Raw genomic sequence first — 25,839 nt, forward strand, 5'->3', positions numbered from 1 at the left:
CGCTCTCCGTGCCCTTCTCTCCTAAAGACGTCCATCCCCGCCGGGGGTTGCAGGTGAGTTCAGAAGTTTTTCCGGAGCCGTGCTCCGGGCCCGCGACGGCCCGGTCCGCGCCCGTTCGGGCAGGTTCGCACAGCGGGTTCGCGGCGGGGGCGCAGCCGGTTCGCGGCCGGGGCCGGTGGGCGGCAGGAGCGCACCGCATCGGCCCGATGCCCCATTCATTGGGATGTATGGAATGAGATGGATCTTCGGCCACTCCAGTGACATTGGGTTCTTCCAGGAGGGGACCGGCGCTTCCGAGGGGTACGTCTTGGCGACCCCCACCCGAGCGCCCGCCGGGTGACCGGATCCCTTAGGACGCACTCGTATGCCGCCTGGCACCCCTGGCCGGCTCGTCCGGAGTCTGGCCGCGCTCGTCCTGCTGTCCACCGCCGTGCTCCCGGCCGCCCTGGAGCTGGCCGGCCCGGCGCCCTTCGGCGCGATCGGAGCCGGTGCCCCGGCCGACCGCGCGGTGCCGCCGCACGCGGTCAAACGGGCCGACCTCCGGGCCGTCGGCGCCGCCCCGACCGTCGACATACGCCGTACCGGGGACCCGGCCAACCGGATCACCCTCGTCCTGCTCGGCGACGGCTACACCGCCCCGGAGCAGGAGCTGTTCCGTGAGCAGGCGGACCGGGCCTGGAAGGCGCTGATGGAGATCGAGCCGTTCCGCAGCTACCAGGGCTTCTTCAACATACGGCGGGTCGAGGTCGTCTCCCCGGTGTCCGGCATCGCCGAGAGCGAGAGCCACGACCAGCGCGGCGACACCCCGCTGGGCATGCACTTCTGGTGCGACGGCACCGCCCGGCTGCTCTGCGCGGACGAGAGCGCCACCGCCCGCTACGCCGGGGACGGCGACGGCCCGCAGTACCTGATCGCGCTGGCGAACTCCACCGAGTACGGCGGCGCCGGCGGCACCGGGGTGACCACCCTCGCCGGCGGCAGTCCCGACGCCGGCCGGATCATCCAGCACGAGATCGGGCACACCGTCGGCGACCTCGGCGACGAGTACGACAGCGCCCCCGACGACGCCGACTACCCCAACCTGGCCACCGAGAACGCCGACGAGATGCGGCGCAAGCAGGTCAAGTGGTGGCGCTGGCTGGGCGTCCAGTCGCCGGACGGCAGCGGGACGGTCGGCGCGTACCGCAGCGCCAACGGCATCTACCGGCCCACCCCCGACTCGGTGATGCGCACCCTGGGCGGCACCTACAACCTGCCCTCCCGGGAGGCGATCATCGAGCAGATCTACCGCCGGGTGGCGCCCACGGACAGCCCGCTGCCGCCGGCCGGCGAGGTCGACGGCCGGCCCCGCCTGGAGGTCCGTCCGCTGCCGCTGAACGGTGCCCGGCAACTGCAGGTCGACTGGCGGGTCGACGGCGTGCCGGTGCAGCCCGCCGACCGCGGCTCGCTGGACACCGCCACGCTGAGCCTGCCGCCCGGGCACACCGCCACCGTCACGGCGGTGGTCCGGGACACCACGGACTGGGTGCGGGACGAGGCCTTCCGGGACCGCTACATGACGCGCACGGTGACCTGGACGGTCAAGGGCTGACCACCGGGCCGCTCCGCCCGTGCCCGGGCGGGCGCCGGGCGGGCCCACCGGCGGGGCCGGCGGGGGCGACCGGCGGCCGGGTACCGGGATCCTTCGTGCCCGGACCCCGGGGTCGGGTTCGGAAGGCGGGATGACTAACCTGGCCCCACTATGAGCGTGGACCCTGCCAGAACCGCCCGCCCGCTGTCCGTACCCGGTCCCAGGATCACCACCGCCGCCCCGCTGCCGCCGGCCACCGCCGCCCCGCCCGGCGGACGCGCCGCCTGGGCGGCCTGGTCGATCGGCGTCAGCGCGTACTTCCTGGCGGTGATCCACCGGACCAGCCTCGGGGTGGCCGGCCTGGACGCGGCCGAGCGCTTCGGCATCGGGGCCTCCGCGCTGTCCACCTTCTCCATCCTGCAGGTGCTGGTCTACGCGGCGATGCAGATCCCGGTCGGCCTGCTGATCGACCGGCACGGGCCGCGCAAGGTCCTGCTGACCGGCGTACTGCTGCTCAGCGCCGGGCAGCTCGCCTTCGCCTTCAGCTCCTCCTTCGCCCCCGCGCTGGCCTCCCGGGCGGTGCTGGGCTGCGGCGACGCGATGACCTTCATCGCCGTCCTGCGGATCGCCGCCCGCTGGTTCCCGGCCGCGAAGAACCCGCTGGTGACGCAGTTGACCGGGCTGGCCGGGATGGGCGGCAACCTGGTCACCACCGTGGTCCTGGCCCAGGCCCTGCACAGCGAGGGCTGGCAGGCCACCTTCACCACCACCGCGCTGCTCGGGATCGGGGTGGCCGCCCTGCTGGCGCTGTTCCTACGGGAGGCGCCGCCCGCCACCGTCGCCGCAGCAGGGCCCGCCGCGGCGACGGTGGCGGACCTGCCCTTCGTACCGGCCGTGGCGAACCTCCCCGCCGCCCCCGCGGCGGAGCCGCCCGCCGCCCCGCGACCGTCCGTACGGTCGCAGATCCGGGACTCCTGGCAGGAGCCGGGCACCAGGCTCGGGCTGTGGGTCCACTTCACCACCCAGTTCCCCGCCAACGCCTTCGGCCTGCTCTGGGGGCTTCCCTACCTGGTCGAGGGCCAGGGCATGAGCCGCGGCCAGGCCGGCGGGATGCTGACCCTGCTGGTCTTCAGCAACATGGTCTTCGGGCTGCTCTTCGGCCGGCTGCTCTCCCGGACGACGAGGGCCCGGATGCCGATCACGCTCTCGGTGATAGCCGTCACCGGCGCCGGCTGGGCCGTCGCCCTGGCCTGGCCCGGCGCCCACCCGCCGACCGCCCTGCTGGTCGGCCTGATCCTGCTGATGGGCAGCAACGGCCCGGCCTCACTGGTCGGCCTCGACTACGCCCGGGCCCACAACCCGGTCGGGCGGCTCGGCACCGCCTCCGGCATCGCCAACATGGGCGGCTTCATCGGGACGATGGTCACCTTGTTCGGCATCGGCGTCCTGCTCGACGCGCTCTCCCCGGCCGGGGCCGGCAGCTACTCGGCGGAGGCCTACCGCTGGGCCTTCTGCTGGATGTACGTCCCGCTGGCGGCCGGCACCCTGATGATCCTGAGGCTGCGGCGGAAGGTCGTGGCGGCCTGACGACTCGTTCGGGCCGGGTCCGGCCCGAACGAAGGGGGGCGGCCCGGCCGGGCGCGGTCACTCGTCCCCGGGGTCCTCGTCCAGTGCCCGCATCAGCTCCGCGATCTGCCGGGCGGTGCCGTGGGCGCGCGCCTCGTGCCGCTGCATCTCCACCATCAGGACTGCCGAACGGGTGAGGTACTGGTGCCGAGGGCCCGTACGGGAGCGCGAGGTGCGCCACCCCGCGCGCGGCCGGCCGGATGCCCCGGGCCGCCGGCCGCCCCGGACCGGCAGGCCGACCGGGGGCGTCGGTCTCGGCGGGTGACGGGGTCAGGGAGTCACGGCGAAGTTGGCCAGGATCCGGGCGGCCAGCTCCTCGTCGCCCTCGGTCTTCACCGGGCCGGGCCGGCCGCGACCGCAGGCGAGCCGGACGTAGGTCTCCCAGCCGAGGGTGAACTGCACGTCGGGGGCGAGGCTGATGCTGTCGTCGACCGAGCCGTGGCCGGCGGCGTCCACCCGTACGGTGCGCAGGAACTCGACCGGGCCGGTCACGTCGAAGCCGACCGTGCTGCCGGCCGGTGCGCCGGCCAGCTTGGCGACGGCCTTGGGCAGCGCGGCGACCAGATGGTCACGGGAGATCAGGGCGGCGGCGGAGTCCAGGTTCCCGGGCTCGCCGAGGGCCCGCCGCAGGTCCTGCTCGTGCACCCAGACGTCGAAGACCCGCAGGCGCAGCAGCTCGTGGTACGGGAGGTCGCGGGTGAAGGGGCCGGCCGGCCAGCGGACCGGGTCGGTGGGTTCGTGGCGGGCCGTGCGCAGGGCGCGCGAGCGGCGGATGATCGTGTACTCCAGCTCGCCGGTCATCTCGGGCGAGGTGTGGCAGCGGCGCTTGTCGACCGGCAGTTCCATGTACCGGGTGAACTCGTCGGTGACGTGCCGCAGGTCGCTCGGCAGCGAGTGGATCGGGCGCGGGTCGCCGAGGAGTTCGGACTCGAACGCGATGACGTGCGAGACGACGTCGCGGACGGACCAGCCGGGGCATTCGGTCGCCCGGTTCCAGGCGTCGGCGGGCAGCGGAGCCACCAGCTCCGATATCGACTCGATGGACTGCGTCCACGCATCGGTGTAAGCCTGCACGGTCTGGTTGTCCGTCACGGGAATCTCCGGCCCTCCGTCAGCTGCTGGGCGCGCGTGCCCAGGAATGGCGGAAGACGGTAACGGCGGCTTCCGGGCGCACGCGCTAACCGCACGTTACGCTGCCTGGAGAGAGCAGGGCAGCGCTTTCGGGTGACGATCGTAGGACTCTTGCCGTGGACGGTGGTACTGTGCGCGCTTCATTGATCCAACTCTCGGTCTCCGACACCGAGCCCGCCGACGAGCGGCGGGCCCGGGCGGCCGCCCTGGTACGGGCCCAGGAGGGCGCCGACCTGGTCGTCCTGCCGGAGCTCTGGCCGCTCGGCGGCTTCGCTTACGACACCTGGTCGGCCGGTGCCGAGCCGCTCGACGGGCCGACCTCCGACGTGATGGCGGCCGCCGCCAGGGCCGCCGGGGTGTGGCTGCACGCGGGTTCGATCGTGGAGCGGGACCCGGACGGGCCGATCTACAACACCTCGCTGGTCTTCGCCCCCGACGGCGAGCTGGTGCACACCTACCGCAAGATCCACCGCTTCGGCTTCGACAGCGGCGAGGCGGTGGTGATGGGCGCGGGGCAGGAGATCGTCACCGCCGGCACCGACTTCGGCGTGCTGGGCCTGGCCACCTGTTACGACCTGCGCTTCCCCGAGCTGTTCCGGGCGCTGCTGGACGCCGGCGCCGAACTGCTGGTGGTGCCCGCCGCCTGGCCGGCGCGCCGCCGCGAGCACTGGACCCTGCTGAACCGGGCCAGGGCGGTCGAGGAGCAGGCCTTCGTGCTGGCCTGCAACACCGCCGGGACGCACGGCGGGGTCGAGCAGGCGGGCCACAGCATCGTGGTGGACCCGTGGGGCCGGGTGCTGGCCGAGGCGGGGGACGGCGAGGAGGTCCTCACGGTGGAGTTCGACCCGGCCGAGGTGGCCAAGGCCCGGGCCGAGTTCCCGGTGCTGCGCGACCGGCTGCTGGGGATCCCGGCGCCGGTGCAGCGCTGACGGCCCGGCCGACCCCGGCACCCGGCGGGCCACCGGTGCCCCCCGCGCCCGGCCCGGCCCGGCCACTACCCTGCCCCGCACCCCCCGGGCTCCACGCACCCCCGGGCTTCACGCACCCCCCCGGGCTTCACGCACCCCCCCGGGCTCCGCGCGGGCCCGGGGATGCGGCGGCCGGTATTCCGCTGTTGCTCCTCTGTGCACCGCATGGGCAAGTTTGAGAAGATGAGCGGCCGTCGTTCCAGTCCTGCCGGGGAGGAGGTCGCACGCATGCCGGACCCAGACGCAGGGGAGAGCCGCTCCGCCATCCACCGCAACAGCCTCCGCGAGCAGATCGCCGGCGCGCTGCGTGAGGAGATGATGGCCGGCCGGCTGGCCGCGGGCCGCAACTTCACCGTTCGGGAGATCGCCGAACTCTACGGGGTCTCGGCGACGCCGGCCCGCGAGGCCCTGGTGGACCTCGCGGCGCAGGGCCTGCTGCGGACCGAGCACCACCGCGGCTTCACCGTCCCGGAGTTCGGCTGGGACGACTTCGTGGAGATCTTCGAGACCCGTACCCTGCTCACCGACAGCGCCATCCGGCGGCTGTCCGGCTGGGCCGCCCTGCCGGACGCGGCCCGGCTGCCCTCGCTGCGCCGGCGCGCGGACGCGGCCGCCCGGGCCGCCCGGGCCGGCCAGCTGGACGTGATGGTGGGCTGCGACCGCCGGTTCTGGCAGGAGGCGGGCGCCCTGCTGGGCAACCGCCGGATCGCGGACTACCTGGACTGGCTGCGGGTGCAGTCCTGGATGTTCGCGGCGCCGTACCTGCGCGCGATCCCCGACCTGGCCGGGGTGTGCTGGGACGGCCACCACGGCTTCGTCGACGCGGTCGAGGCGGGGGACGTGGCCGCCGCCCGCCGGGTGGTGGGCGAGTACAACCTGCTGACCGTCCGCCTGATGGCGGAGCTGACCGGGCACGACCCGGAGCGCCTCGTGGTGCTTCCGCTGCTGGTGGAGGCGGTCGCCCCGCAGCTGCCGGGGGCCGCTGCGCCGCGGCCGGCCGTCCCGCCGGCCGCGCAGCCGGGGGCCCGGTCCGCCGGCCGCTCCGGTGGTGCGGCCGGCCGTCCCGGGGAGCGGAGCGAGGACCAGGCCGCCCTGCAGTCGGCCGGACCGGCCGCCGGCGGCCGCACCGTGGGCCCGGGCCGGCTGTTCGATCTCTCCCGGGACATCGGGCTCGGTCTGGTGCCGCAGCCCCGCTCGATCCCCTTCAGCAGGTTCGGGCCCGCGCTGCCCCCGTCGGAGCCGGACTCGCGGCGCACGCCGGGCCGGTAGGGTGGGCGGTCGCTGAACCGACCGCACCCGTCCGCCGCCCGCCCCCGTGCGCGGCGTCGCCGCCCGAGAGGAAGAGCCGGCTCATGGCCTGCGACCTCTGGCTCGTCCCGCTGGTGGACGTCCTGAGCCACAGCCCCGAGAACCCCTTCCGGGACGACCTCGTGGTCTACAACGCCGCCCTGGCCGCCCACGGGCTGCCCGAGGTGCCGGTCTACCAGTACGTGCCCGGGATCAGCGGGGCGGTGGAGCCGATAGCCGCCTTCGACTACGACTCGCTGCACTTCCTGCGCCGGGCCTATCTGCTGGGGCTGACCGGCTTCGAGATCACCCCGGTGGACGCGCTCGGCGGCGACTACGAGCAGCTGCTGGAGATGTTCGAGAGCACCGCGGAGCAGTCCCACCTGGTCTGGCACTTCGACCACGCCGGGGCGTACGTGCCGATCGAGTTCGCCACCCCGCTGGTGGACGACGCCCTGCTCGCCTCCGGCGGCCCGCTGGGCTCCACCCAGGGGCTGCTGCGCGAACTGCAGGCGGTGGCGCCGGTGCTCGGCATCGACCCGATGAACCCGCCCGCGCCGACCAGGCCGCTCGGCCCGACCGGGCTGGAGCAGCCCTTCGGGCCGCCGCTGGACGACGTGCACCCGTACGCGCGCGAGCGGCACGCCTGGGCCGGCCTGTACGCGGCGGCGACCCGCAGCCTCACTCAGGGCTCGATGATCGTTTTCGCCTGAGCGGGCCATTGGGGTCCCGTCGCGAGGGCCCGGCCGATCCGGGCCGGCTCCGTCGCGCCGCGCCGCCCCGGGCCGGGTGCGCCGTGCGGACCGGCAGGCCGTTCCGCGCGGGGTGCGGGCCCGGAGCGCCGAGCCCCGCTCTCAGCGGAGCGGGCCCTCCGGCGGCCGTTGGCGGGGCATGGTGGGCCGGGTGCCCGGCGTGGGGAGGATCCGGACCTGCGCGCCGCTGCCCGACTCCGACCGCCCGCCCCAGGCCCCGGGGGTCTGGGTGGGCAGCTGGGTCATCGTGGCGCGGAACTCCAGCATCCACTCCGAGGTCTCGCTGCGGACCATGTCCGAGACGTCCTCGCAGAACCGGCGCAGCACGCCGAGGCAGCGCTCGGCCGCCTCGCCCGCGGTGCCCTCGGTGGGGCCGAGCACCTCGCGGACACACTCCGAGGCCCAGTCGAACTGGAAGGCCTCCAGGCGTCGTTGGAGGGCCTGCGCGGTGCTGACGTCCCGCATCCAGCCGGAGGTCAGGCCGAACACCCGGTCGGCGCCGAGGCAGGCCCCGGCGAGGGCCAGGCCGACGTACCCCCAGTTCGAGGCGTGGTCGAGGACGCCGGTGAGGTCCACCAGCGGCGCGGTCGCGCCGGCCACCGTGAAGGTGGCGGTGCCCAGCCGCAGCAGGCGGGCCCAGCGGCGCTTGGCGAGGCGGTCGCGGCGGTACCAGTCGATCGCCTCCACGGCCCGCTCCTCCGACCAGCGGTAGAGCTCCTCCAGCCGCTCGGCGGGCTCGCCCCAGTCACCCAGCGGGAACTGGCGGGCGCTCAGGTCGGTCCGGCGGCGGGTGGACGCCCGGCCCGTGGCGGCGGTGGCCGTCGCGGGCGGGTCCTCCTCGCCGACGTCCTTGCCCCAGGCACTCTCCTCGGGCTGCATTTCCGGCTGGCTCACCTGTGGGGCTCCCTGTGGCGGGCTGACTGCTGGGTCGACTGGGTCCGGACCACGAACGGTCCGGACTGCCGGTGGTCCGCACGGCCCGGGTGCCGGGTCGCGGGCTTCGGAAGCCGGGGGCGGAATCGTCCGGAAGAGGCGCTTCCTGACGGTTCATCCCCCTGACGGTTCGTGAAATCCTGCTGGTGCGGTGGACGGGCGAGGCCGCCGGGCGGGTGTGGCCCGCCCGTAGGTTCGCGTACCGGCACATCGCCGGTGGTTGTCCAACAGCACTTCTTACCGCCAAATGGCTGACCGTGGGGCCCCTTCGCCAATGATCGTTACCGGAAATGACCTCAGGATCCCGAGGTGGGAGGGTTGCGGGGGCCGGCGAGATTTCACCCTTCCGAGCGAGCCGCCGGTGACCCGCTGTCCTGACCCGGACACCCGCTGCTGATGTCGGCGGGGCGCGGCCGGGGGCTCGTTCGGAGCTTCCTCCAGGTCGGCGGTACCGGAGCGGACCCCGGTCCGGACGTCCGCATGAGACCGGAGAGCGGCCCGATCGCGTCAGCGACTACCCTTGCCAACCGTGAAGGTCCTCGTCATCGGCGGCGGCGCCCGCGAACACGCCCTGTGCCGCTCTCTGTCCCAAGATCCCGCCGTCACCGAGCTGCACTGCGCCCCGGGTAACGCCGGGATCACGCAGGTGGCGACGGTCCACCCGGTCGACCAGCTGGACGGTGCGGCCGTGGCCGCGCTCGCCCGGCTGCTCGCCGCCGACCTGGTCGTGGTCGGCCCGGAGGCCCCGCTGGTCGCGGGTGTCGCCGACGCCGTGCGTGCGATCGGCATCCCGGTCTTCGGCCCGTCCGGCCAGGCCGCCCAGCTGGAAGGCTCCAAGGCCTTCGCCAAGGACGTGATGGCGGGCGCCAACGTGCCCACCGCCCGCTCCTACGTGTGCACCACCCCGGAGGAGGCCGCCGAGGCGCTGGACGCCTTCGGCGCCCCGTACGTGGTCAAGGACGACGGCCTGGCCGCCGGCAAGGGCGTGGTGGTCACCTCCGACCGCGCCGAGGCGCTTGCGCACGCCGCGTCCTGCCAGCGGGTGGTGATCGAGGAGTACCTGGACGGCCCGGAGGTCTCGCTCTTCGCGATCACCGACGGCGTCACCGTGCTGCCGCTCCAGCCCGCCCAGGACTTCAAGCGCGCGCTGGACGGCGACGAGGGCCCGAACACCGGCGGCATGGGCGCCTACTCGCCGCTGCCGTGGGCCCCCGAGGGCCTGGTCGAGGAGGTCCTGGAGACCGTCCTGCAGCCGACCGTGGACGAGCTGCGCCGCCGGGGCACCCCGTTCTCCGGCCTGCTGTACGCCGGCCTCGCGCTCACCTCGCGCGGCACCCGGGTGATCGAGTTCAACGCGCGCTTCGGCGACCCGGAGACCCAGGTCGTGCTGGCCCGGCTGCTGACCCCGCTGGCCGGCGTCCTGCACGCCTCCGCCACCGGCACGCTGGACCTGCTGGAGCCGCTGCGCTGGGACGACGGCGCCGCCGTCACCGTGGTGATCGCCTCCGAGGGCTACCCGGCCGACCCGCGCACCGGTGACCCGATCGAGGGCCTGGCCGAGGCCGACGCCGCCGACGGCACCGCCTACGTGCTGCACGCCGGCACCCGTCTCGACGGGACCGGCCAGGTGCTCAGCGCCGGCGGCCGGGTGCTGTCGGTCACGGCGACCGGCACCGACCTCGCCGAGGCCCGCACCCGGGCCTACGACGCGCTCGCGCTGATCAGCCTGAAGGGCAGCCAGCACCGCACCGACATCGCGCTGAAGGCGGCGGGCTAGCACCCGCCCGCTCCACCCGCCCGCTCCACCCGTAGGTTCCACGCGCGGGTTCCACCGGCCGGCCCGGGCCGCAAGGCCCCGGGCCGGCCGTCGTACGAGCAGGCTCCCCGAGGGCGCCGCGTCCGGTCCCCGCCCCGATCCGGGGCCGGGACCCTCATGGACGCAGCGCCCTCGGGCGTTCCGCGCCGGTCGACGGGCGCCAGCTGCCACACCGCTCGGCCGACGGATTCCACCAGTTCGAGTGACAGCATCCTCGTCCGGCTGACGTGGTCCGGCCATCGGCCTTATGGTGCGCTGGATCGCAGTGCCACGGGCCGCGCCGCGATGATCGTCGCCAGGTGGCGGGGCCCGTACGGGGGGATGCTGGGGGGTGCGTGGCCCGGCGTGCCGGTCCGGTCCGGGCCCGCCGCGCATCGAAGCCGGACGCCGGCGTCCGGAATGCGTGCGGCGTCACTGGGACGAGTGGAATCCGGGGCGATCCGGAACACCGACCAGGACGCGGGCGTCAAAACTGTCAGGAGCGCCACGCAGGATGCACAACCGGGCTCGGATACCGCCGTTCCCGGTCGGAACTGATCGTTTCGAGTCGGCCCGGTCGTCCTGACAAGGCGCCCGGGGACTCCGAAGGGGGTGCCGCACCGTATGGCCGCTGTCGAGACCGCACGCGCCCGCGCCCAAGCGGTGCTGCGGGTCCGTGGCCGGGCCGTGGCCGCCGCCGTACTGCCGGCCGCCGTCGCGGTGGTGCTGCTCGCCGGGCGGGTCACCGGCCGGCTCGGCGCTCCGGGGTCGCCCGACGCGGCGGCCTGGGACGCCGTCCGCTGGGCGGTGTGCGCGGTCGCCGCGGCCACCCTGCTGGTGGCCGGCCTGGTGGCCCGGGCCCGGCGCACCGCCGCCGTGCCGCAGACCCCGGCCGTCCCGCTCTCCCGGGCGGACGCCCCCGAGCTCTACCGCCTGATAGGCGAGCTGGCCGACCGCCTGGAGGTCCCGGCGCCGTCGGCCATCGCGCTCACCCCCGACTGCGACAGCTGGCTGGAGGACGTGCCCGCGCCACGGGCGGGCCGCCGCGCCGGGCGCGATCGGGCGCACACCCCGCCGCCCGCCCCGGTCCTGGTGATCGGCTCACCGTTCCTGTGGTGGATGCGGGCCGGCGAGCTGCGGGCCCTGCTGGCCCCCGTGGTGGCCGGCACCGCCGCCGCGGCCGACCCCGACATCGCCGCCGCCCGCCGGTTCGTCCGCAGTCTCGACGCGAGCCTGGACTCCGGCGCGGACCTCGGCCCCGGCCCCGATCCCGGAGCGGGCCCGCAGGCCGCCCGGCCGGCCCGCCGGGGCACCCGCCTGCTGACCGACCGGATCACCCGGCGGCTGCTCGGCGCCTGCCGTGAGCACTCCGCCGAACTGGAGCGGGCGGTCGCCGGCTGGGCCTCCGAGCAGGCCAAGACCGTCGACTACGGACTGCGGATCGCCGCCCAGGAGCAGGTCGGGCTGGCGTACGCGGGGTGGGACCGGCTGCTCACCCGGGTCGCGCTGCCGGCCTGGAAGCTCGGCCGCCACCCCTGTCACCTGAACGCCGGCGTGGTCGCCGCGCTCACCGAGCTCTCCCGGCGCGACCGGCTCGCCGCCGACGGCTACGGCACCCGGCTGGGCGACCGCCCGGCCTGCGACCTGCTGGAGGAGCCGGGCACCGTCGACGCGGCCGTCTCGCTGCTCGCCGCCGAACTCTTCTTCGGGCTCCCCGAGGGGGCGCCCGCCGCCGGTACGGCCGCGGACGCGCCCGCCGAGCCCGCCGTGCTGCCCGCCGCCGTGCTGCCGGTCGCCGCGGCCGCCGACGGCTGGAAGGAACTGGACTGGGCCGACTACCCCACCGAGGTCGTCGACCTCGGCTGGCGGACGCGGGCCACCGCCCTGCAGGCCGCGCTGGACCGGCTGGCCCCGCAGGCCCGCCCGGGCGCCCCGACCCTCACCCGGCTGCTGTCCCGGCTCTCCGACGGCGACGGCGAGCCGCTGGCCGCCGCCCTGGCCAGCCAACTGGCCCGGACGGGCCGCCCGCCCTCGCTGCTGGAGCCCGCCCGCAGCGGGCGGGACCTGCTGGTCGAGCACGTCACCGCGATGGTCTGCTGCGCCGCCGTCGACACCGCGGGCGGCACCCCGGGGCTGGACTGGCTGGACGGTCCCGTCCTGCTGATCGGCGGGGTGCGCCGGACCGACCTGGCCGAGCCGGTGGCACAGGCCGTCGAGCAGGGCCAGGACGGCCCGCTGCGGGCCTGGCTGGACGCGGCCGGGGTACGGCTGGAGAAGCCCGTACGGCTCTGAGCCCGACCGGGCCCGGGCCGTACGGGAGGCCGGCCCGGGGCGGCGCACGATGCCGCGGTGCGCGCCCCCGGGATCCGCTGTTCCCGCAGCACAGCGGCCCGGACCGGGGAGCGGAACAGATTGGCCGCCACTAGTTGCTACGGTGAGGCTACGCAGCGCCAGCAGTGTGTGGTGTATTAGACCGCACGCACATCCGGGTGGCACGTGCCAGCCCGGTGGAGGTGCACCTGGGAGGGGCGCGTGGGGACCGAACTCAACCGTCGCTGGGAGTCCGGAACGCACGCGCACGGCGTCTCCGACCCCTTCGGACAGGGGCCGCTGCCCTGGCTGCGCGGCCCCGACCAGTACGTCGCCGGCACCGGGGAGGCCGTCCCCTGGTACGTCTCGCTGGACGCGCCGGGCCAGCAGCCGCTCACCGGCGCCAGACCCAGACCCCCGGTCGGCACCCCGGCCAACTCCGACGACGTGGACCAGCAGATCAAGGGCTTCGCCTCGGCCGGCGTGGTCCGCCCCGGCGGGTCGGTGGACTTCCGGGTCACCGTCCGCCCGCCGCGCGACTTCACCGTCGACGTCTACCGGATCGGCCACTACTCCGGCGACGGCGCCCACCACATGACGTCCAGCCCGCTGATCGCCGGCCTCGCCCAGCCGGCGCCGCTGGTGGCCGGCCGCACCGTCTCCTGCCACCACTGGTGGCAGTCCTGGCGGCTGCAGGTCCCCACCCACTGGCGGCCCGGCGCCTACGTCGCGGTGCTGACCACCAGCGACAACCTGCACCGCAATCACATCCCGTTCACCGTGCGGGACTTCGACGACCCGGCGCACACCGCCGACCTGCTGCTGGTGCTCCCCGACGTGACCTGGCAGGCCTACAACCTCTTCCCCGAGGACGGCCGGCTCGGGGCCAGCCTCTACCACGCCTGGGACGACCGGGGCGGGCTGCTCGGCGAGCGGGAGGCGGCCGTCACGGTCTCCTTCGACCGCCCGCACGCCGGTGCCGGGCTGCCGCTGCACGTCGGCCACGCCTACGACTTCATCCGCTGGGCCGAGCGGTACGGCTACGACCTCTCCTACGCCACCGCCACCGACCTGCACGCCGGCCTGGTCGAGCCGGCCCGGCACCGGGCGCTGATCTTCCCCGGCCACGACGAGTACTGGTCCGAGCCGATGCGCCGGACCGTCGAGCGGGCCCGCGACGACGGCACCTCGCTGGTCTTCCTCTCCGCCAACACCATGTACTGGCGGGTAGAGCTGTCCCCCGCGGCCTCCGGCGAGCCCAACCGGCTGCTGAACTGCCGCAAGCGGCAGAAGGTCCCGGCGGGCAGCCCCGCGGCCGGGGTGGCCGGCAGCCAGAGCGCGCTGTGGCGGGACGCGGCCGAGCCCGAGCAGCACCTGCTGGGCATCCAGTACGCGAGCCGGGTCGCCGCCCCGGTGCCGCTGGTGGCGCGCAACACCGAGCACTGGCTCTGGGACGGCACCGGTTTGCGCGAGGGGGACGAGCTGCCCGGCCTGGTGGCCGGCGAGGCGGACCGTTACTTCCCCAAGGTGGCGCTCCCCGAGCACACCGAGCGGGTGCTGCTGGCGCACTCCCCGTACCAGGACGCGGCCGGCCGGACCCGGTACCAGGAGACCTCGCTGTACCGGGCGCCGAGCGGCGCGTACGTCTTCGCGGCGGGCACCTTCGCCTGGTCGCCGGCGCTGGACCGCCCCGGACACACCGACGAGCGGGTCCAGCGGGCCACCGCCAACCTGTTGGATCGTCTGTGCAAGGACGGCTGAACGGCCCGCGCCCTTGGGTGAACGGACAAGGGGCCTCGTGAAAGACTCGGCCCCACCGACCTCCCTTTTTCGTGCCCGCGGACACGCGAACCACCCTGAGGACTGAGACGACCTTGAGCGGATTTGTCACCAAGCCCGAGCCTGTCCAGGTACCCGGCCTGATCCACCTGCACACCGGCAAGGTGCGCGACCTGTACCGCGCCGAGTCCGGCGAGCTGGTGATGGTCGCCAGCGACCGGACCTCGGCTTACGACTGGGTGCTGCCGAACGCCATCACCGACAAGGGCCGGATCCTCACCCAGCTCTCGCTGTGGTGGTTCGAGCGGATCGCCGACATCGTCCCCAACCACGTGATCTCCACCGAGGTCCCGGCGGGCGCCCCGGCCGACTGGGCCGGCCGCACGCTGATCTGCCGCCCGCTGGAGATGGCCCCGGTCGAGTGCGTGGCCCGCGGCTACCTGACCGGCTCCGGCCTGCTGGAGTACCGCAACGACGGTACGGTCTGCGGCATCGCGCTGCCCGAGGGCCTGGAGGACGGCTCCGAGCTGCCCGCGCCGATCTACACCCCCGCGCTCAAGGCCGAGGTCGGCGAGCACGACGAGAACGTCAGCTACGAGGAGACCGCCCGCCGGATCGGCTCCGAGCTGGCCGCCGAGCTGCGCCAGGTCACCCTCGCCGTCTACGCCCGGGCCCGGGACATCGCCCGCGAGCGCGGGATCATCCTGGCGGACACCAAGTTCGAGTTCGGCCTGGACGGCGGCCGGCTGGTGATCGGCGACGAGGTGCTCACCCCCGACTCCTCCCGTTTCTGGCCGGCCGACCAGTGGCAGCCGGGCCGTGCCCAGCCGTCCTTCGACAAGCAGATCATCCGGGACTGGCTGACCTCCCCGGCCTCCGGCTGGGACCGCCACAGCGAGCAGCCGCCGCCGGAGCTGCCGGTCGAGGTCGTCGAGCGGGTCCGGGCCAAGTACGTCGAGGCGTACGAGCGGCTGACCGGCACCGACTGGGCCACCGACTGGGTGTAGCCCCTTCCGCCCGCGGGCCGGCCGGTCAGATCCAGCCGTGCTCGCGGGCGATCCGCACCGCCGCGTGCCGGTTCTCCGCGCCGAGCTTGGCGGCGGCCGAGGAGAGGTAGTTGCGGACGGTGCCCTGGGAGAGCGCCGCCCGCTCGGCGATCCCGGCGATCGAGGTGCCGTCGGCGGCCAGCTCCAGGACGTCGGTCTCCCGCGGGGTCAGCGGGGTCCCGCCGGCCGCGATCGCGTCCGCCGCCAGCTCCGGGTCGACGTACCGGCCGCCGGCCCGCACGGTGCGGATGATGCCGGCCAGGTCCGCCGCCGAGACGGTCTTCGGCAGGAAGCCCCGGACGCCGACCTCCAGGGCGCGCTTCAGATAGCCGGGGCGGCCGTGACCGGTGACGATCATCGTGCGGCAGTCCGGCAGCAGCCGGCGCAGCTCGGTGGCCACCTCGATGCCGTCCAGGCCCGGCATCTGGAGGTCCAGCACCGCGACGTCGGGCCGGTGCGCCTTCGCCATCGCCAGCGCCTCCGGGCCGGAGGCGGCCTCGGCGACCACCGTCAGGTCGTCCTCCAGGGCGAGCAGCGCGGCCAGCGCGCCCCGGATCAGGTGCTCGTCGTCGGCGAGCAGGACGCGTACCGGGGTCGGCGCGGTCGGCTCCGTCGGAGTGCTCATCGGGCGGTCGCCTCCAGTGCGGTGGGGTCGGGGGCGCCGGCCGCCGGGCCGGGGCCCAGCGGGACGCTCGCGCGCAGCAGGAAGCTGCCGGGCGCGGTGGGCGGCAGGTCGAGGGTGCCGTCGTGGGCGGCGAGGCGCTCGCGCAGGCCGCGCAGCCCGGTGCCGCCGGTGGAGCGGCCGCCCGGCCGGGCCGGCGGCGCACCGGTCGGGACGCCGTCGTTCTCCAGCTCCAGCACCGCCCGGCCGTCGGCGAGCCGAAGTCGGACCGAGCAGTGCCCGGCCTCGCTGTGGCGCAGCACGTTGGTGGTGGCCTCCCGCAGCACCCAGCCGAGCACCGACTGGACGGGCCCGGCCAGCTCGGCCGCGTCCTCGCCGAGGTCGATCCCGCACTCCACGCCGGCGGCCCGCAGCACCGCGCGGGCGCCGATGACCTCGGCGTTCAGGTCGGCGGTGCGGTAGCCGCGGACGAGGTCGCGGACCTCGCGGTGGGACTCCTGGGCGATCCGCTGGACCTCGGTCATCTGGTCGGCGGCCTCGGGACGCCCGCGCCGGGCGAGCTGGACGGCCAGCTCGCTCTTCAGCGCGATGGTGGTGAGGTTGCGGCCCATCACGTCGTGCAGGTCCCGGGAGAACCGCAGCCGCTCCTCGGCCACCGCCAGCCGGGACTGCGTCTCGCGGGCCGCGTCCAGCTCCCAGACCACGCCGAGCAGCCAGGCGAAGCTGCGGCAGCTGGCGCCGAGCAGTGGCAGGACCACGGCGAGGCCCACCAGCATCCCGCCCGTGGTGGCGGCGTCGGCGCCGGCCAGCAGCAGCGGGGGCGCGAGCAGGGCCAGCCCCAGCAGCCCCTGCAGGGCGACCGTCCGGACGGGGCGGGCGACGCTCAGCGGTCCGAACCAGAGCACCAGCAGGCCGCCGGTCACCGTGACGGCCAGGCTGGCGCCGTCCGTCCGGGGGCTGATGCCCGAGCTGATCAGCGCGGTGGTCCAGACCGCGACCAGGGCGCCGCCGGCGGTGGTCCGGAGCCGGCGGTCGACGGCGCTCGGGCGGCCGAGGTAGTGGTCGACCGCGGCGCCGTAGGCCCTGATCGACAGCCAGCAGAGGCCGCAGGACAGGGCGAGCACGGTGGCCGCGCCGGCCGGTCCAGGCCCGTGCTGCGGCGCCGTTCCGACCAGGACGAGCAGCGCCACCGGGGGCTGGAGCAGTGCCATCAGGTAGAGCGACCAGCGCAGGTACAGCTCGCTGCGTTGCGGTTTGCCGTAGCCCTTCCAGCGTCGGACCGGTGCCGTGACGTCCATCTCCGACGCTCCCCCTGAAGTCATGATCGTGCTGCCTGTCTTCCTACCAGTGGTGGGGCGCGGTGACCATCGACGGGGCGGCCGGCCGGTCAGCGCCGGGGCTCCCAGCGGAACACCCGCAGGGTGGCCCAGAGCGCGACGGCTGTCCAGAGGGTGCCGACGGCCAGGTGCGGGGTGGCCTCGGCCCAGGTGCCGGCGAAGCCGGTGGCGGGGTCGGAGCCGTCGGTGCCGAACCAGCCGAGCCGGATCAGTTCGAAGGCGGGGGTGGCGGGCAGCAGCCGGCAGAGGTCGGCCATCCGGTCGGACATGGCTTCGAGCGGGACGAGCAGGCCGGAGCCGAACTGGGTCACCAGCATCAGCGGCAGGGTGGTGATCCCCGCGCTCTCGACGGTCTTGGTGAAGGTGCTGGAGAGGGCGGCGAGGGCGATCAGCAGGACGAGGGCGAGGGCCAGGCCGGCCACGATCAGCAGCGGGTTCGCCGGGCCGGGCAGGTGCAGCATGACGGCGCCGCCGGCGGCCACCAGCGCGCACATCAGCAGGCCGAGCGCGACCGCCGGGACGGCGGTGCCGGCCAGGATCTCCAGGTCGCCGGCCTCGCCGGTGCGCAGTCGCTTGAGCACCAGTTCGTTGCGGCGGGCCACGTAGGCGCTGGTGAGGTTGTAGTAGACGACGAACATCAGCACGAAGCCGACCACGCCGTTCACCAGGGCGGCGTCCAGGTCGAGCCCGGCCAGCTTCTCGGCCTGCTGGTCCAGGACCCCGCGCAGGGCGCCGATCATCAGCAGCGGCAGGGCGACCGCGACGAAGAGTGCGCTGCGGTTGCGCAGCAGCAGCGTGGCCTCGGCCCGGCCGAGGGCCAGGATCCGGCCCGCCGGGGTGGTGGTCGGCGCGGTGCCGGCCGGCCGGGTGGTGGCGGGGGTGGAAGCGGTGGTCATCGGGCACTTCCGATCAGCTTGCGGAGCGGGTTGCGGCGGGCGGGCACGGCGGGGGCCTCGGGGCTCTGCTCCTCGGCGCCGGCGGCGATGGCCAGGAAGGCCTCCTCCAGCGAGGCGCTGCGGGCGTCGAGCCCGCCGAGGGCGAGCCGGTGGCCGGCGGCCCAGCCGAGCAGCTCGGTGAGGGTGTCCTGCAGTCGCGGCGTCTGCACGGTGATCCGCCGGCCCTCGGCGCGGACTTCGGCGCCGGCCAGCGGAGGCAGCGTCAGATCGGCGAACTCACGATCCCGCTCCGGGAGTTCGAAGGAGATCCGGGACGGTCGGCCGGCGATCACCTCGGCCACCGTGCCGGTGGTGACGATCCGGCCGCGGTGCATGATCGCCAGCCGGTCGGCCAGTTCCTCGGCCTCCTCCAGGTAGTGCGTGGTGAGCAGCACGGTGGTGCCCCGGGCCCGTAGGTCGCGGACCAGGCGCCAGGTCGCGGCGCGCGCCTCCGGGTCGAGGCCGGTGCTCGGTTCGTCCAGGAAGAGCACCTCGGGCCGGCCGAGCAGCGCCACCGCGAGGTCGAGCCGGCGCCGCTCACCGCCGGAGAGCTGTTTGACCCGGACGCCGCGCCGGCCGGTCAGCCCGACCAGCTCCAGGGCCTCGTCCAGGGTGCGGCCGCCCTCCCCGGGCCCGGCGCCGCTGGTGATCCCGGCCCAGGCCCGGCCGGTCTCGGCGACGGTGAGGTCGCCGGGGAACCCGCCCTCCTGGAGCATGATGCCGATCCGGGGGCGCAGCGCCCCGCGCTCGCGGTACGGGTCGTGGCCGAGCACCCGCACCTGCCCGCCGGTGGGGGCGGCCAGGCCCTCGATCAGTTCCATGGTGGAGGTCTTGCCGGCCCCGTTGGTGCCGAGCAGGGCGAACAGCTCGCCCCGGCGGACGGTGAGGTCGACGCCGCGGACGGCGTCGAAGCCGGCCGGGTCGGCCGGTCCGTAGCGGCGGTGCAGGCCGGCGACCTCGATGACGTGGTCCGCGGGCGGCTGTGGGTGGCTCGTTTCCATGACTCCAGCCTTCCGCCGACCGGGCCGCGCGGGCAGTGCGCGCTGTCATCGGTCGCGGATGCGGATTCACGGGTCGGCGGTGACAAATGTCATCGGTGCCGGCCGCGCGGGGGTATGTGACCTGCGCCACGGAACGACGAAGGCCCCCTCGTGAGAGGGGGCCTTCGATTCATGGAGCGGACGACGAGATTCGAACTCGCGACCCTCACCTTGGCAAGGTGATGCTCTACCAACTGAGCCACGTCCGCATGCTGAGCTATTGAGTTGTCCATCCCGAGCGCAGTGCTCGGCCGTGCTGTTCGTACGTACTGCGAGCGGACGACGAGATTCGAACTCGCGACCCTCACCTTGGCAAGGTGATGCTCTACCAACTGAGCCACGTCCGCACGGTGCTTTGAAGGGCACCGGCCGCCTCGACCGGACTCCGGTTGCGGCGACGAGGAATACTTTACCCCATCGATCGGGGTGGTCGCCCCACCCTTCCGGACGGGCGGGGCGACCGGGTGCTCCGGGAGGTCAGTTGGCCTCGGCGAAGGACTCGTAGACGTGCTTGGGGATGCGGCCGCGGGCCGGCAGCTCCATGCCGCGGGACTGCGCCCAGGCGCGCACGGCGGCCGGGTCGGGGGTGAGGGCGGTGCGGCGGAAGGACTTTCCGGTGCGGCTCTGGCGACGGCCGGCGGCGACGAACGGGGCGAGGGCCTCGCGCAGCTTTTCCGCGTTGTCCAGGGACAGGTCGATCTCGTACGACTTCCCGTCGACGCCGAAGTGGACGGTTTCCGCTGCCGCGCCGCCGTCCAGGTCGTCGGAGAGCGTGACAACTACACGCTGAGCCATGGGTGTCAATCCTCTCGGGCATTTCGGCCGCAGGGCGCGGGGTGCGCTCCTGAGGCCCGATGTGCACCAGTCGCGCAAGCGCATACGGGCAGGCGGGATGCCATGCCGGATACGCAGCACTTGCCGCAGCAGGTGGCCCTATTCTGCACCCGAAGCGGGGTGAAATCGAAGAGTCCTGCTTTCTTTTCCGGATATTCACGTGATTCACCGAGGATCGGATACCGGCGTCGCGGCATGGCCGATCTGTCCGGAGTGCCGGTATTCGGGTGTTCTTGAGAAGGGTCCCGAATCCGCCGAAAAGGGGCACCGGCGGGAGAGTCCGCGGGGGTGGTGCCCTTGTGGCGTAAGGGGCTGGGGTCTACGCGCGTCGCGACGTCCGGGCCGCAATCCGACCTCAAACCCCCGGTAGTCTGGAGTTCCCCCGCCTTCACGAGAACACCACCGGGAGTGCCAGTGGCACGCGTCGTAGTCGACGTCATGCTCAAGCCGGAGATCCTCGACCCCCAGGGACAGGCGGTGCAGCGTGCACTGCCCCGCCTTGGTTTCGCCGGGATCGCCGACGTCCGCCAGGGCAAGCGTTTCGAGCTGGAGCTGGAGGGCCCGGTCGACGACGCCGCGCTCGCCCGCATCCGCGAAGCCGCCGAAACCTTTCTCGCCAACACCGTGATCGAGGACTTCACCGTTCGAGTGGAGGAGTCCTCGTGACCACCCGCGTCGGCGTCGTCACTTTCCCGGGCTCGCTCGACGACCGTGACGCGCAGCGCGCGGTCCGCCTGGCCGGCGCCGAGCCGGTCGCGCTCTGGCACCGTGACAAGGATCTCCATCAGGTCGACGCGGTCGTCCTGCCGGGCGGATTCAGCTACGGCGACTATCTGCGCTGCGGTGCGATCTCCCGCTTCTCCCCGGTGATGGACACCATCATCGAGCAGGCGAAGCTGGGAATGCCCGTCCTCGGTATCTGCAACGGCTTCCAGGTGCTCTGCGAATCGCACCTGCTGCCGGGCGCGCTCACCCGCAACGACTCGCTGCACTTCATCTGCCGCGACCAGAAGCTGCGGATCGAGAACGCGAACACTGCGTGGACCCGCGATTACTCGGCCGGTCAGGAAATCGTCGTGCCGCTGAAGAACGGCGAGGGCCGCTTCGTCGCCGACCAGCACGTCCTGGACGAGCTGGAGGCCGAGGGCCGGGTCGTCGCCCGCTACCTCGACCTGAACCCCAACGGTTCGTACCGCGACATCGCCGGCATCACCAACGCCGCCGGCAACGTCGTCGGCCTGATGCCGCACCCCGAGCACGCCGTGGAGCCGCTCACCGGCCCGAGCACCGAGGGTCTGGGCTTCTTCACCTCCGTACTGAAGCAGCTGGTGAACGCCTGATGAGCCTCGACACCGTCAAGAACGCCGAGCAGACCCCGGACACCGCCCAGCCCTGGGCCGAACTCGGCCTCAAGGAGGACGAGTACGCCCGGATCCGCGAGATCCTCGGCCGCCGCCCCACCGGGGCCGAGCTCGCGATGTACTCGGTCATGTGGTCGGAGCACTGCTCGTACAAGAGCTCCAAGGTGCACCTCAAGCAGTTCGGTGAGAAGGCGCCCGTCTCGGACGCCATGCTCGTCGGCATCGGCGAGAACGCCGGTGTGGTCGACGTCGGCCAGGGCTACGCGGTCACCTTCAAGGTCGAGTCGCACAACCACCCGTCGTACATCGAGCCCTACCAGGGCGCGGCCACCGGCATCGGCGGCATCGTCCGCGACATCCTGGCGATGGGCGCCCGCCCGGTCGCCGTGATGGACCCGCTGCGGTTCGGTGCGGCCGACCACCCGGACACCCGTCGGGTGCTGCCCGGGATCGTCGCGGGCATCGGCGGCTACGGCAACTGCCTGGGCCTGCCGAACATCGGCGGCGAGGTCGTCTTCGACTCCTGCTACCAGGGCAACCCGCTGGTCAACGCGCTCTGCGTGGGCGTCATGAAGCACGAGGACATCCACCTCGCGCAGGCCTCCGGCGCCGGCAACAAGGTCATCCTGTACGGCGCCCGCACCGGCGGCGACGGCATCGGCGGTGTCTCCGTGCTCGCCTCGGAGACCTTCGACGCCACCGGCCCGGCCAAGCGCCCGGCCGTCCAGGTCGGCGACCCGTTCCAGGAGAAGCTCCTCATCGAGTGCACCCTGGAGATCTTCGCCGAGAAGCTGGTGCTCGGCATCCAGGACCTCGGCGGCGCCGGCCTCTCCTGTGCCACCTCCGAGCTGGCCTCGGCCGGCTCCGGCGGCATGCGGGTCGAGCTCGACACCGTGCCGCTGCGCGACTCCTCGCTCTCCCCCGAGGAGATCCTGATGAGCGAGTCGCAGGAGCGCATGTGCGCCATCGTCGAGCCCGGCAAGGTCGACCGTTTCCTGGAGATCTGCGAGAAGTGGGACGTCATCGCCACCGTCATCGGTGAGGTGACCGAGGGCGAGCGCCTGGAGATCTTCTGGCACGGCGAGCAGGTCGTCGACGTGCCGCCGCGCACGGTCGCCCACGACGGCCCGGTCTACAACCGCCCGTACGCCCGGCCGAGCTGGCAGGACGCGCTGCAGGCGGACGCCCCGACCGCCGAGCGGTTGCTGCGCCCGGCCACCGGCGAGGCCCTCAAGGAGGCCCTGCTGCAGGTGGCGGGTTCGCCGAACCAGGCCTCCAAGGCGTGGATCACCGACCAGTACGACCGGTACGTGATCGGCAACACCGTGCTGGCCACCCCCGAGGACTCCGGCATGGTCCGGATCGACGAGGAGACCAACCTCGGCGTCTCGGTCGCCACCGACGGCAACGGCCGGTACGCCAAGCTGGACCCGTACGCCGGTGCCCAGCTGGCCCTGGCCGAGGCGTACCGCAACGTCGCGGCCGGCGGCGCCAAGCCGCTCGCCGTCTCCGACTGCCTCAACTTCGGCTCCCCCGAGGACCCGGACGTGATGTGGCAGTTCGCCGAGGCGACCCGCGGCCTGGCCGACGCCTGCCTGGTGCTCGGCACCCCGGTCACCGGCGGCAACGTCTCGCTGTACAACCAGACCGGCGACGTCGCCATCCACCCGACCCCCGTGGTCGCGGTGCTCGGCGTCATCGACGACGTCACCCGCCGCACCCCGATCGGCTTCGCCGAGGAGGGTCAGCACCTCTACCTGCTCGGCGACACCGCCGACGAGCTGGGCGGTTCCGCCTGGACCCAGGTCGTCCACGGCCACCTCGGCGGCCTGCCGCCCAAGGTGGACCTGGAGCGCGAGCGGCTGCTCGGCGACATCCTGATCGCCGCCTCCCGCGACGGCATGATCGACGCCGCGCACGACCTCTCCGACGGCGGTCTGGCCCAGGCCCTGGTGGAGAGCTGCCTCAAGGGCGGCAACGGCGCCCGGATCGTGGTGCCGGCCGAGCTGGACCCGTTCGTGTTCCTGTTCTCCGAGTCCGCCGGTCGCGCCGTCGTGTCGGTGCCGCGCAGCGAGGAGCTCCGGTTCAACGACATGTGCGGTGCGCGTGGCCTACCGGCCACCCGGATCGGCGTGGTGGACGGCGACGTCCTGGAGGTCCAGGGCCAGTTCACCGTCTCGCTGGCCGAGCTGAAGGACGCCCACACCGGCGTCATCGAGGCTCTGCTCGCCTGATCCGGTCGGGCTCCGACCCGCAGCATCCGAAGGGCGGTCCGCGCGCTGGCGCGGGCCGCCCTTCGGCCGTTCCCGGCGGTCCTCGGGCGCCGGTGCCGCCCGGCCGCGGCCCGTGCGGGGGGCGGTAGCCTGCCGGTATGCCCCCGAAGACCCGCAGTTACGACCCCGTGAAGGTGCGCACCGCGCTGGCCGCGCAGGTCGGGGCGCTGCGCGCCGCCGTCCACGAGCTGTGCGCCGGTCCGGACGCCGAGCGGCGGCTGGCCCGCCCGACCCGGCTGGGGGAGTGGCGGGTGCGGGAGCTGGTGGCCCACCTCGCCCTGCAGATCGAGTGGGTGCCCCGGCACGTCCAGGAGCCGCTGCGCGGTGCGCCGGACCTGAGCCTGGCGCAGTGGGTCGCCGGAGTGGGCACGGTGGCGCCGCTGCTGGACGCCGGCACCCGGGAGTACACCGCGAAGGCCTTCGACGGCACCCCGGCCGAGGTGGCGGCCGCGTTCGACGCCGCGGCGCAGGCGCTCATCGCCCTGCTGGTCGGGCCCGAAGTGGCGGACCCCGCGCGGAGGTTCGAGATCCGGCTGGGCTCGATGCCGCTGTCGGACATGCTGGTCACCCGGCTGGTGGAGACCGTCGTGCACGCCGACGACCTGGCGGACGCGCTCGGTCTGCCGGGATTCGCCCACGACCGGCAGGCGGTGGCGGCGGTGGTCCGGCTGCTGGCCGACGCGCTGGCCGCCCAGGCGCCAGGCGGGGCGGTGGAGTTGAGGGTCCCGCCGTACGCCGTGGTGCAGGCGGTGGAGGGGCCCAGGCACACCAGGGGCACCCCGCCGAACGTCGTCGAGACCGACCCGCTGACCTGGATCCGGCTGGCCACCGGCCGGATCGGCTGGGCGGCCGCCGTCGAGGACGCCCTGGTCTCGGCGAGCGGCGAGCGCAGCGACCTCTCCGGGCATCTCCCCGTACTGAACTGACGGCCGTTCGGGCAGTGGGCGGGCCGGCCGGCTCAGGCCCGGGGCGGGGGCGGCCACCAGGTGTGCTCGCCGGGGTACGGCGAGCCGGCCTGCTGCCCGCTCCCGGCCGGGGCGTACTCCACCCACTCGTCCTTGAACTCCTGCAGCAGCCGGGGCCAGCTGCCGGCCGGCCCGGTGAAGGCGCCCGGCCCGGCCGTGGCCAGCTCCTCGCGAACCTGGTCGATGGCCCCGCGGACGTCCTCGCTCTCGTCGCTGTCCTCGTACGGGCCGTAGAAGAGGGCCCGCTCCCGCTGCATCACGTAGAGGAAGTAGCCGAGTTCCGCGAGGCTTTCGTGCACGGGGGTGATCTCGTCGGAGCCGTTCAGTATGACATGGACGCGACCGGTGGCCCCGTCCAGCATCAGCAGATCGGAGCCGAGGCACCCGACGAGGAGCCATTCCTTGGCGCCGCCCGGAACGTCGATGAATTCGTCGAGTTCGGGCCGGACCGTCCCGAGGTCGGAGAACTCGCAGGACGGTTCCGCCACCGGCGACAGGTAGAGCCAGTTCCGGACCAGCGGGAACCCGACCGTGCTGAAGTACTCCCGCGAAGGGCCGTGCGTGACCCGTACGGGTACGTACTCGTCGGGAATCCGGACGAGCTGGTCGGCGGCGAATACCGAATCGAACATCTCGGGAGTGACCCGGGCCATGGCGCTCCTCTGCGGTTCTCCGGGGCGGGGTCGGTGGCCGGCGGGCACCGGACTCCGTGCCTCTCGCGGGAGGCGGTCCAGGTGGGGCTTCATCCGGACGTTACCACCCTGCAAGCCTTGGGCAAGGGGGAGTTGCCCCGGGGCCGCCGCGGCCGACGGGAACGTCCGAGGCGGGGCCGGACCCGGCGCGGAGCCCGCTCGGCCGGCCGCCGGAACGTCACCGCGGACGGGTATTCCGGGAATCCGGCCCGGAATGCCGGGGCCGCCCCCGGGGCCCCGGGAGGTAAGTCCGGCCGGCCCCGCGGGTGGTGGGACGGGGCGAGGGCACCCGGCGGCGGATTGCGCCCCGGTGATTCCCGCGGGTGCTCCCGAGGTACCCGCGGGCGCCGCCGGTGTGGTCCGAGGGTGATCTCGGTGTGGCACCCTGCGGGGTCGCCCGTGCACGGCCGGGCGAATCCCCGGCGAATTCTGCGGAGCCGTCCCGTCCCGCTGCCCACCCCGGTGAATTCCGATGGCTTTCCGGAGCCTCGGCGGGAGATTTTCCCTACCGGGCCCGGTCATTCGGACCAGCCTTCGGTTCCGGCCCCGCGCCGGCGCCGGAAACGGCCGCGGCGCCGGCCGA

The 25,839-nt window shown here is 74.1% G+C and carries 21 protein-coding genes and 2 tRNA genes; 13 read left to right on the top strand and 10 right to left on the bottom strand.

The window, feature by feature from the left end:
• Positions 1-364 precede the first annotated feature (364 nt).
• Both OG689_RS21315 and OG689_RS21320 read left to right on the top strand, forming a co-directional pair.
• Positions 365-1,591, top strand: coding sequence for a M64 family metallopeptidase (locus OG689_RS21315; RefSeq protein ID WP_266322520.1), 1,227 nt, complete (start codon positions 365-367; stop codon positions 1,589-1,591).
• A gap of 150 nt (positions 1,592-1,741) precedes the next feature.
• Complete coding sequence (locus OG689_RS21320; RefSeq protein WP_266322521.1) at positions 1,742-3,157, top strand: MFS transporter; 1,416 nt, start codon at positions 1,742-1,744, stop codon at positions 3,155-3,157.
• A 309-nt stretch (positions 3,158-3,466) separates the two neighbouring features.
• Here OG689_RS21320 and OG689_RS21325 read toward each other — a convergent pair whose 3' ends face one another.
• Positions 3,467-4,288 (bottom strand): maleylpyruvate isomerase family mycothiol-dependent enzyme, encoded by an 822-nt coding sequence (locus OG689_RS21325; RefSeq protein WP_266322522.1) that lies wholly within the window; start codon positions 4,286-4,288, stop codon positions 3,467-3,469.
• 170 nt (positions 4,289-4,458) lie between these two features.
• Here OG689_RS21325 and OG689_RS21330 point away from each other — a divergent pair, with 170 nt between their 5' ends.
• The 3 genes from OG689_RS21330 (at position 4,459) to OG689_RS21340 (ending at position 7,295) form a co-directional block, all read left to right on the top strand.
• Positions 4,459-5,256 (top strand): carbon-nitrogen family hydrolase, encoded by a 798-nt coding sequence (locus tag OG689_RS21330; RefSeq protein ID WP_266322523.1) that lies wholly within the window; start codon positions 4,459-4,461, stop codon positions 5,254-5,256.
• Between the two features lie 267 nt (positions 5,257-5,523).
• Positions 5,524-6,564 carry a GntR family transcriptional regulator gene (locus OG689_RS44850; RefSeq protein WP_323189316.1) on the top strand — a complete coding sequence of 347 codons (1,041 nt, stop codon included), beginning with the start codon at positions 5,524-5,526 and terminating at the stop codon, positions 6,562-6,564.
• Positions 6,565-6,647: 83 nt separating this feature from the next.
• Complete coding sequence (locus OG689_RS21340) at positions 6,648-7,295, top strand: hypothetical protein (RefSeq protein WP_266322524.1); 648 nt, start codon at positions 6,648-6,650, stop codon at positions 7,293-7,295.
• A 141-nt stretch (positions 7,296-7,436) separates the two neighbouring features.
• Here OG689_RS21340 and OG689_RS21345 read toward each other — a convergent pair whose 3' ends face one another.
• Positions 7,437-8,228: an SLATT domain-containing protein gene (locus OG689_RS21345; RefSeq protein ID WP_266322525.1), complete on the bottom strand. Its 792-nt coding sequence runs from the start codon at positions 8,226-8,228 to the stop codon at positions 7,437-7,439.
• A gap of 568 nt (positions 8,229-8,796) precedes the next feature.
• Here OG689_RS21345 and purD point away from each other — a divergent pair.
• The 4 genes from purD (at position 8,797) to OG689_RS21365 (ending at position 15,158) form a co-directional block, all read left to right on the top strand.
• Positions 8,797-10,044 (top strand): phosphoribosylamine--glycine ligase, encoded by a 1,248-nt coding sequence (purD, locus tag OG689_RS21350; RefSeq protein WP_266322526.1) that lies wholly within the window; start codon positions 8,797-8,799, stop codon positions 10,042-10,044.
• Between the two features lie 642 nt (positions 10,045-10,686).
• On the top strand, positions 10,687-12,354 hold the full coding sequence (locus OG689_RS21355) for a hypothetical protein (RefSeq protein WP_266322527.1): 1,668 nt from the start codon (positions 10,687-10,689) through the stop codon (positions 12,352-12,354).
• A gap of 240 nt (positions 12,355-12,594) precedes the next feature.
• Positions 12,595-14,133 (top strand): N,N-dimethylformamidase beta subunit family domain-containing protein, encoded by a 1,539-nt coding sequence (locus tag OG689_RS21360; RefSeq protein ID WP_266322528.1) that lies wholly within the window; start codon positions 12,595-12,597, stop codon positions 14,131-14,133.
• A 113-nt stretch (positions 14,134-14,246) separates the two neighbouring features.
• A complete protein-coding gene (locus OG689_RS21365; protein WP_266322529.1) occupies positions 14,247-15,158 on the top strand; it encodes a phosphoribosylaminoimidazolesuccinocarboxamide synthase in 912 nt (303 codons plus the stop codon).
• A gap of 25 nt (positions 15,159-15,183) precedes the next feature.
• Here the strand turns inward: OG689_RS21365 and OG689_RS21370 are convergent, their stop codons facing one another.
• The 7 genes from OG689_RS21370 to OG689_RS21400 all read right to left on the bottom strand — a co-directional run bounded on the left by OG689_RS21370 (position 15,184) and on the right by OG689_RS21400 (position 19,926).
• Positions 15,184-15,822 (bottom strand): response regulator transcription factor, encoded by a 639-nt coding sequence (locus OG689_RS21370; protein WP_266322530.1) that lies wholly within the window; start codon positions 15,820-15,822, stop codon positions 15,184-15,186.
• A complete protein-coding gene (locus tag OG689_RS21375) occupies positions 15,819-17,117 on the bottom strand; it encodes a histidine kinase (RefSeq protein ID WP_266322531.1) in 1,299 nt (432 codons plus the stop codon). The genes OG689_RS21370 and OG689_RS21375 overlap by 4 nt, the downstream gene beginning before the upstream one ends.
• An 89-nt stretch (positions 17,118-17,206) precedes the next feature.
• On the bottom strand, positions 17,207-18,052 hold the full coding sequence (locus OG689_RS21380) for an ABC transporter permease (RefSeq protein WP_266322532.1): 846 nt from the start codon (positions 18,050-18,052) through the stop codon (positions 17,207-17,209).
• Complete coding sequence (locus OG689_RS21385) at positions 18,049-19,092, bottom strand: ABC transporter ATP-binding protein (RefSeq protein WP_266322533.1); 1,044 nt, start codon at positions 19,090-19,092, stop codon at positions 18,049-18,051. Before OG689_RS21385 ends, OG689_RS21380 begins: the two co-directional genes overlap by 4 nt.
• Positions 19,093-19,264: 172 nt before the next feature.
• Positions 19,265-19,340: transfer RNA gene (locus tag OG689_RS21390), tRNA-Gly, on the bottom strand.
• Positions 19,341-19,405: 65 nt separating this feature from the next.
• Positions 19,406-19,478: transfer RNA gene (locus OG689_RS21395), tRNA-Gly, on the bottom strand.
• A 130-nt stretch (positions 19,479-19,608) separates the two neighbouring features.
• Complete coding sequence (locus OG689_RS21400; RefSeq protein WP_073929152.1) at positions 19,609-19,926, bottom strand: Lsr2 family protein; 318 nt, start codon at positions 19,924-19,926, stop codon at positions 19,609-19,611.
• 453 nt (positions 19,927-20,379) lie between these two features.
• On the opposite strand from OG689_RS21400, the gene purS reads away from it, so the two are divergent.
• The 4 genes from purS to OG689_RS21420 all read left to right on the top strand — a co-directional run bounded on the left by purS (position 20,380) and on the right by OG689_RS21420 (position 24,525).
• Positions 20,380-20,631, top strand: a complete 252-nt coding sequence (gene purS, locus OG689_RS21405; protein ID WP_073929151.1) for a phosphoribosylformylglycinamidine synthase subunit PurS — start codon at positions 20,380-20,382, stop codon at positions 20,629-20,631.
• Positions 20,628-21,305, top strand: a complete 678-nt coding sequence (gene purQ / locus OG689_RS21410) for a phosphoribosylformylglycinamidine synthase subunit PurQ (RefSeq protein ID WP_266322534.1) — start codon at positions 20,628-20,630, stop codon at positions 21,303-21,305. The genes purS and purQ overlap by 4 nt, the downstream gene beginning before the upstream one ends.
• Positions 21,305-23,560, top strand: a complete 2,256-nt coding sequence (gene purL / locus OG689_RS21415; protein ID WP_266322535.1) for a phosphoribosylformylglycinamidine synthase subunit PurL — start codon at positions 21,305-21,307, stop codon at positions 23,558-23,560. The genes purQ and purL overlap by 1 nt, the downstream gene beginning before the upstream one ends.
• A gap of 137 nt (positions 23,561-23,697) precedes the next feature.
• Entirely contained in the window at positions 23,698-24,525 is an 828-nt protein-coding gene (locus tag OG689_RS21420) for a sterol carrier family protein (RefSeq protein WP_266322536.1), read from the top strand.
• A 32-nt stretch (positions 24,526-24,557) separates the two neighbouring features.
• Here the strand turns inward: OG689_RS21420 and OG689_RS21425 are convergent, their stop codons facing one another.
• A complete protein-coding gene (locus OG689_RS21425; protein WP_266322537.1) occupies positions 24,558-25,196 on the bottom strand; it encodes an SUKH-4 family immunity protein in 639 nt (212 codons plus the stop codon).
• Positions 25,197-25,839: the final 643 nt, after the last annotated feature.

Origin of the sequence: Kitasatospora sp. NBC_00240 (assembly GCF_026342405.1) — a bacterium.
Lineage (GTDB): Bacteria > Actinomycetota > Actinomycetes > Streptomycetales > Streptomycetaceae > Kitasatospora.

Excerpts from the sequence above, each read along its gene's own strand:
- OG689_RS21315 (WP_266322520.1), top strand. The coding sequence starts at position 365 with ATGCCGCCTGGCACCCCTGGCCGGCTCGTCCGGAGTCTGGCCGCGCTC.
- OG689_RS21320 (WP_266322521.1), top strand. The coding sequence starts at position 1,742 with ATGAGCGTGGACCCTGCCAGAACCGCCCGCCCGCTGTCCGTACCCGGT.
- OG689_RS44850 (WP_323189316.1), top strand. The coding sequence starts at position 5,524 with ATGCCGGACCCAGACGCAGGGGAGAGCCGCTCCGCCATCCACCGCAAC.
- OG689_RS21340 (WP_266322524.1), top strand. The coding sequence starts at position 6,648 with ATGGCCTGCGACCTCTGGCTCGTCCCGCTGGTGGACGTCCTGAGCCAC.
- OG689_RS21355 (WP_266322527.1), top strand. The coding sequence starts at position 10,687 with ATGGCCGCTGTCGAGACCGCACGCGCCCGCGCCCAAGCGGTGCTGCGG.
- OG689_RS21370 (WP_266322530.1), bottom strand. The coding sequence starts at position 15,822 with ATGAGCACTCCGACGGAGCCGACCGCGCCGACCCCGGTACGCGTCCTG.
- OG689_RS21375 (WP_266322531.1), bottom strand. The coding sequence starts at position 17,117 with ATGGACGTCACGGCACCGGTCCGACGCTGGAAGGGCTACGGCAAACCG.
- OG689_RS21380 (WP_266322532.1), bottom strand. The coding sequence starts at position 18,052 with ATGACCACCGCTTCCACCCCCGCCACCACCCGGCCGGCCGGCACCGCG.
- OG689_RS21385 (WP_266322533.1), bottom strand. The coding sequence starts at position 19,092 with ATGGAAACGAGCCACCCACAGCCGCCCGCGGACCACGTCATCGAGGTC.
- OG689_RS21400 (WP_073929152.1), bottom strand. The coding sequence starts at position 19,926 with ATGGCTCAGCGTGTAGTTGTCACGCTCTCCGACGACCTGGACGGCGGC.
- purL (WP_266322535.1), top strand. The coding sequence starts at position 21,305 with ATGAGCCTCGACACCGTCAAGAACGCCGAGCAGACCCCGGACACCGCC.
- OG689_RS21420 (WP_266322536.1), top strand. The coding sequence starts at position 23,698 with ATGCCCCCGAAGACCCGCAGTTACGACCCCGTGAAGGTGCGCACCGCG.
- OG689_RS21425 (WP_266322537.1), bottom strand. The coding sequence starts at position 25,196 with ATGTTCGATTCGGTATTCGCCGCCGACCAGCTCGTCCGGATTCCCGAC.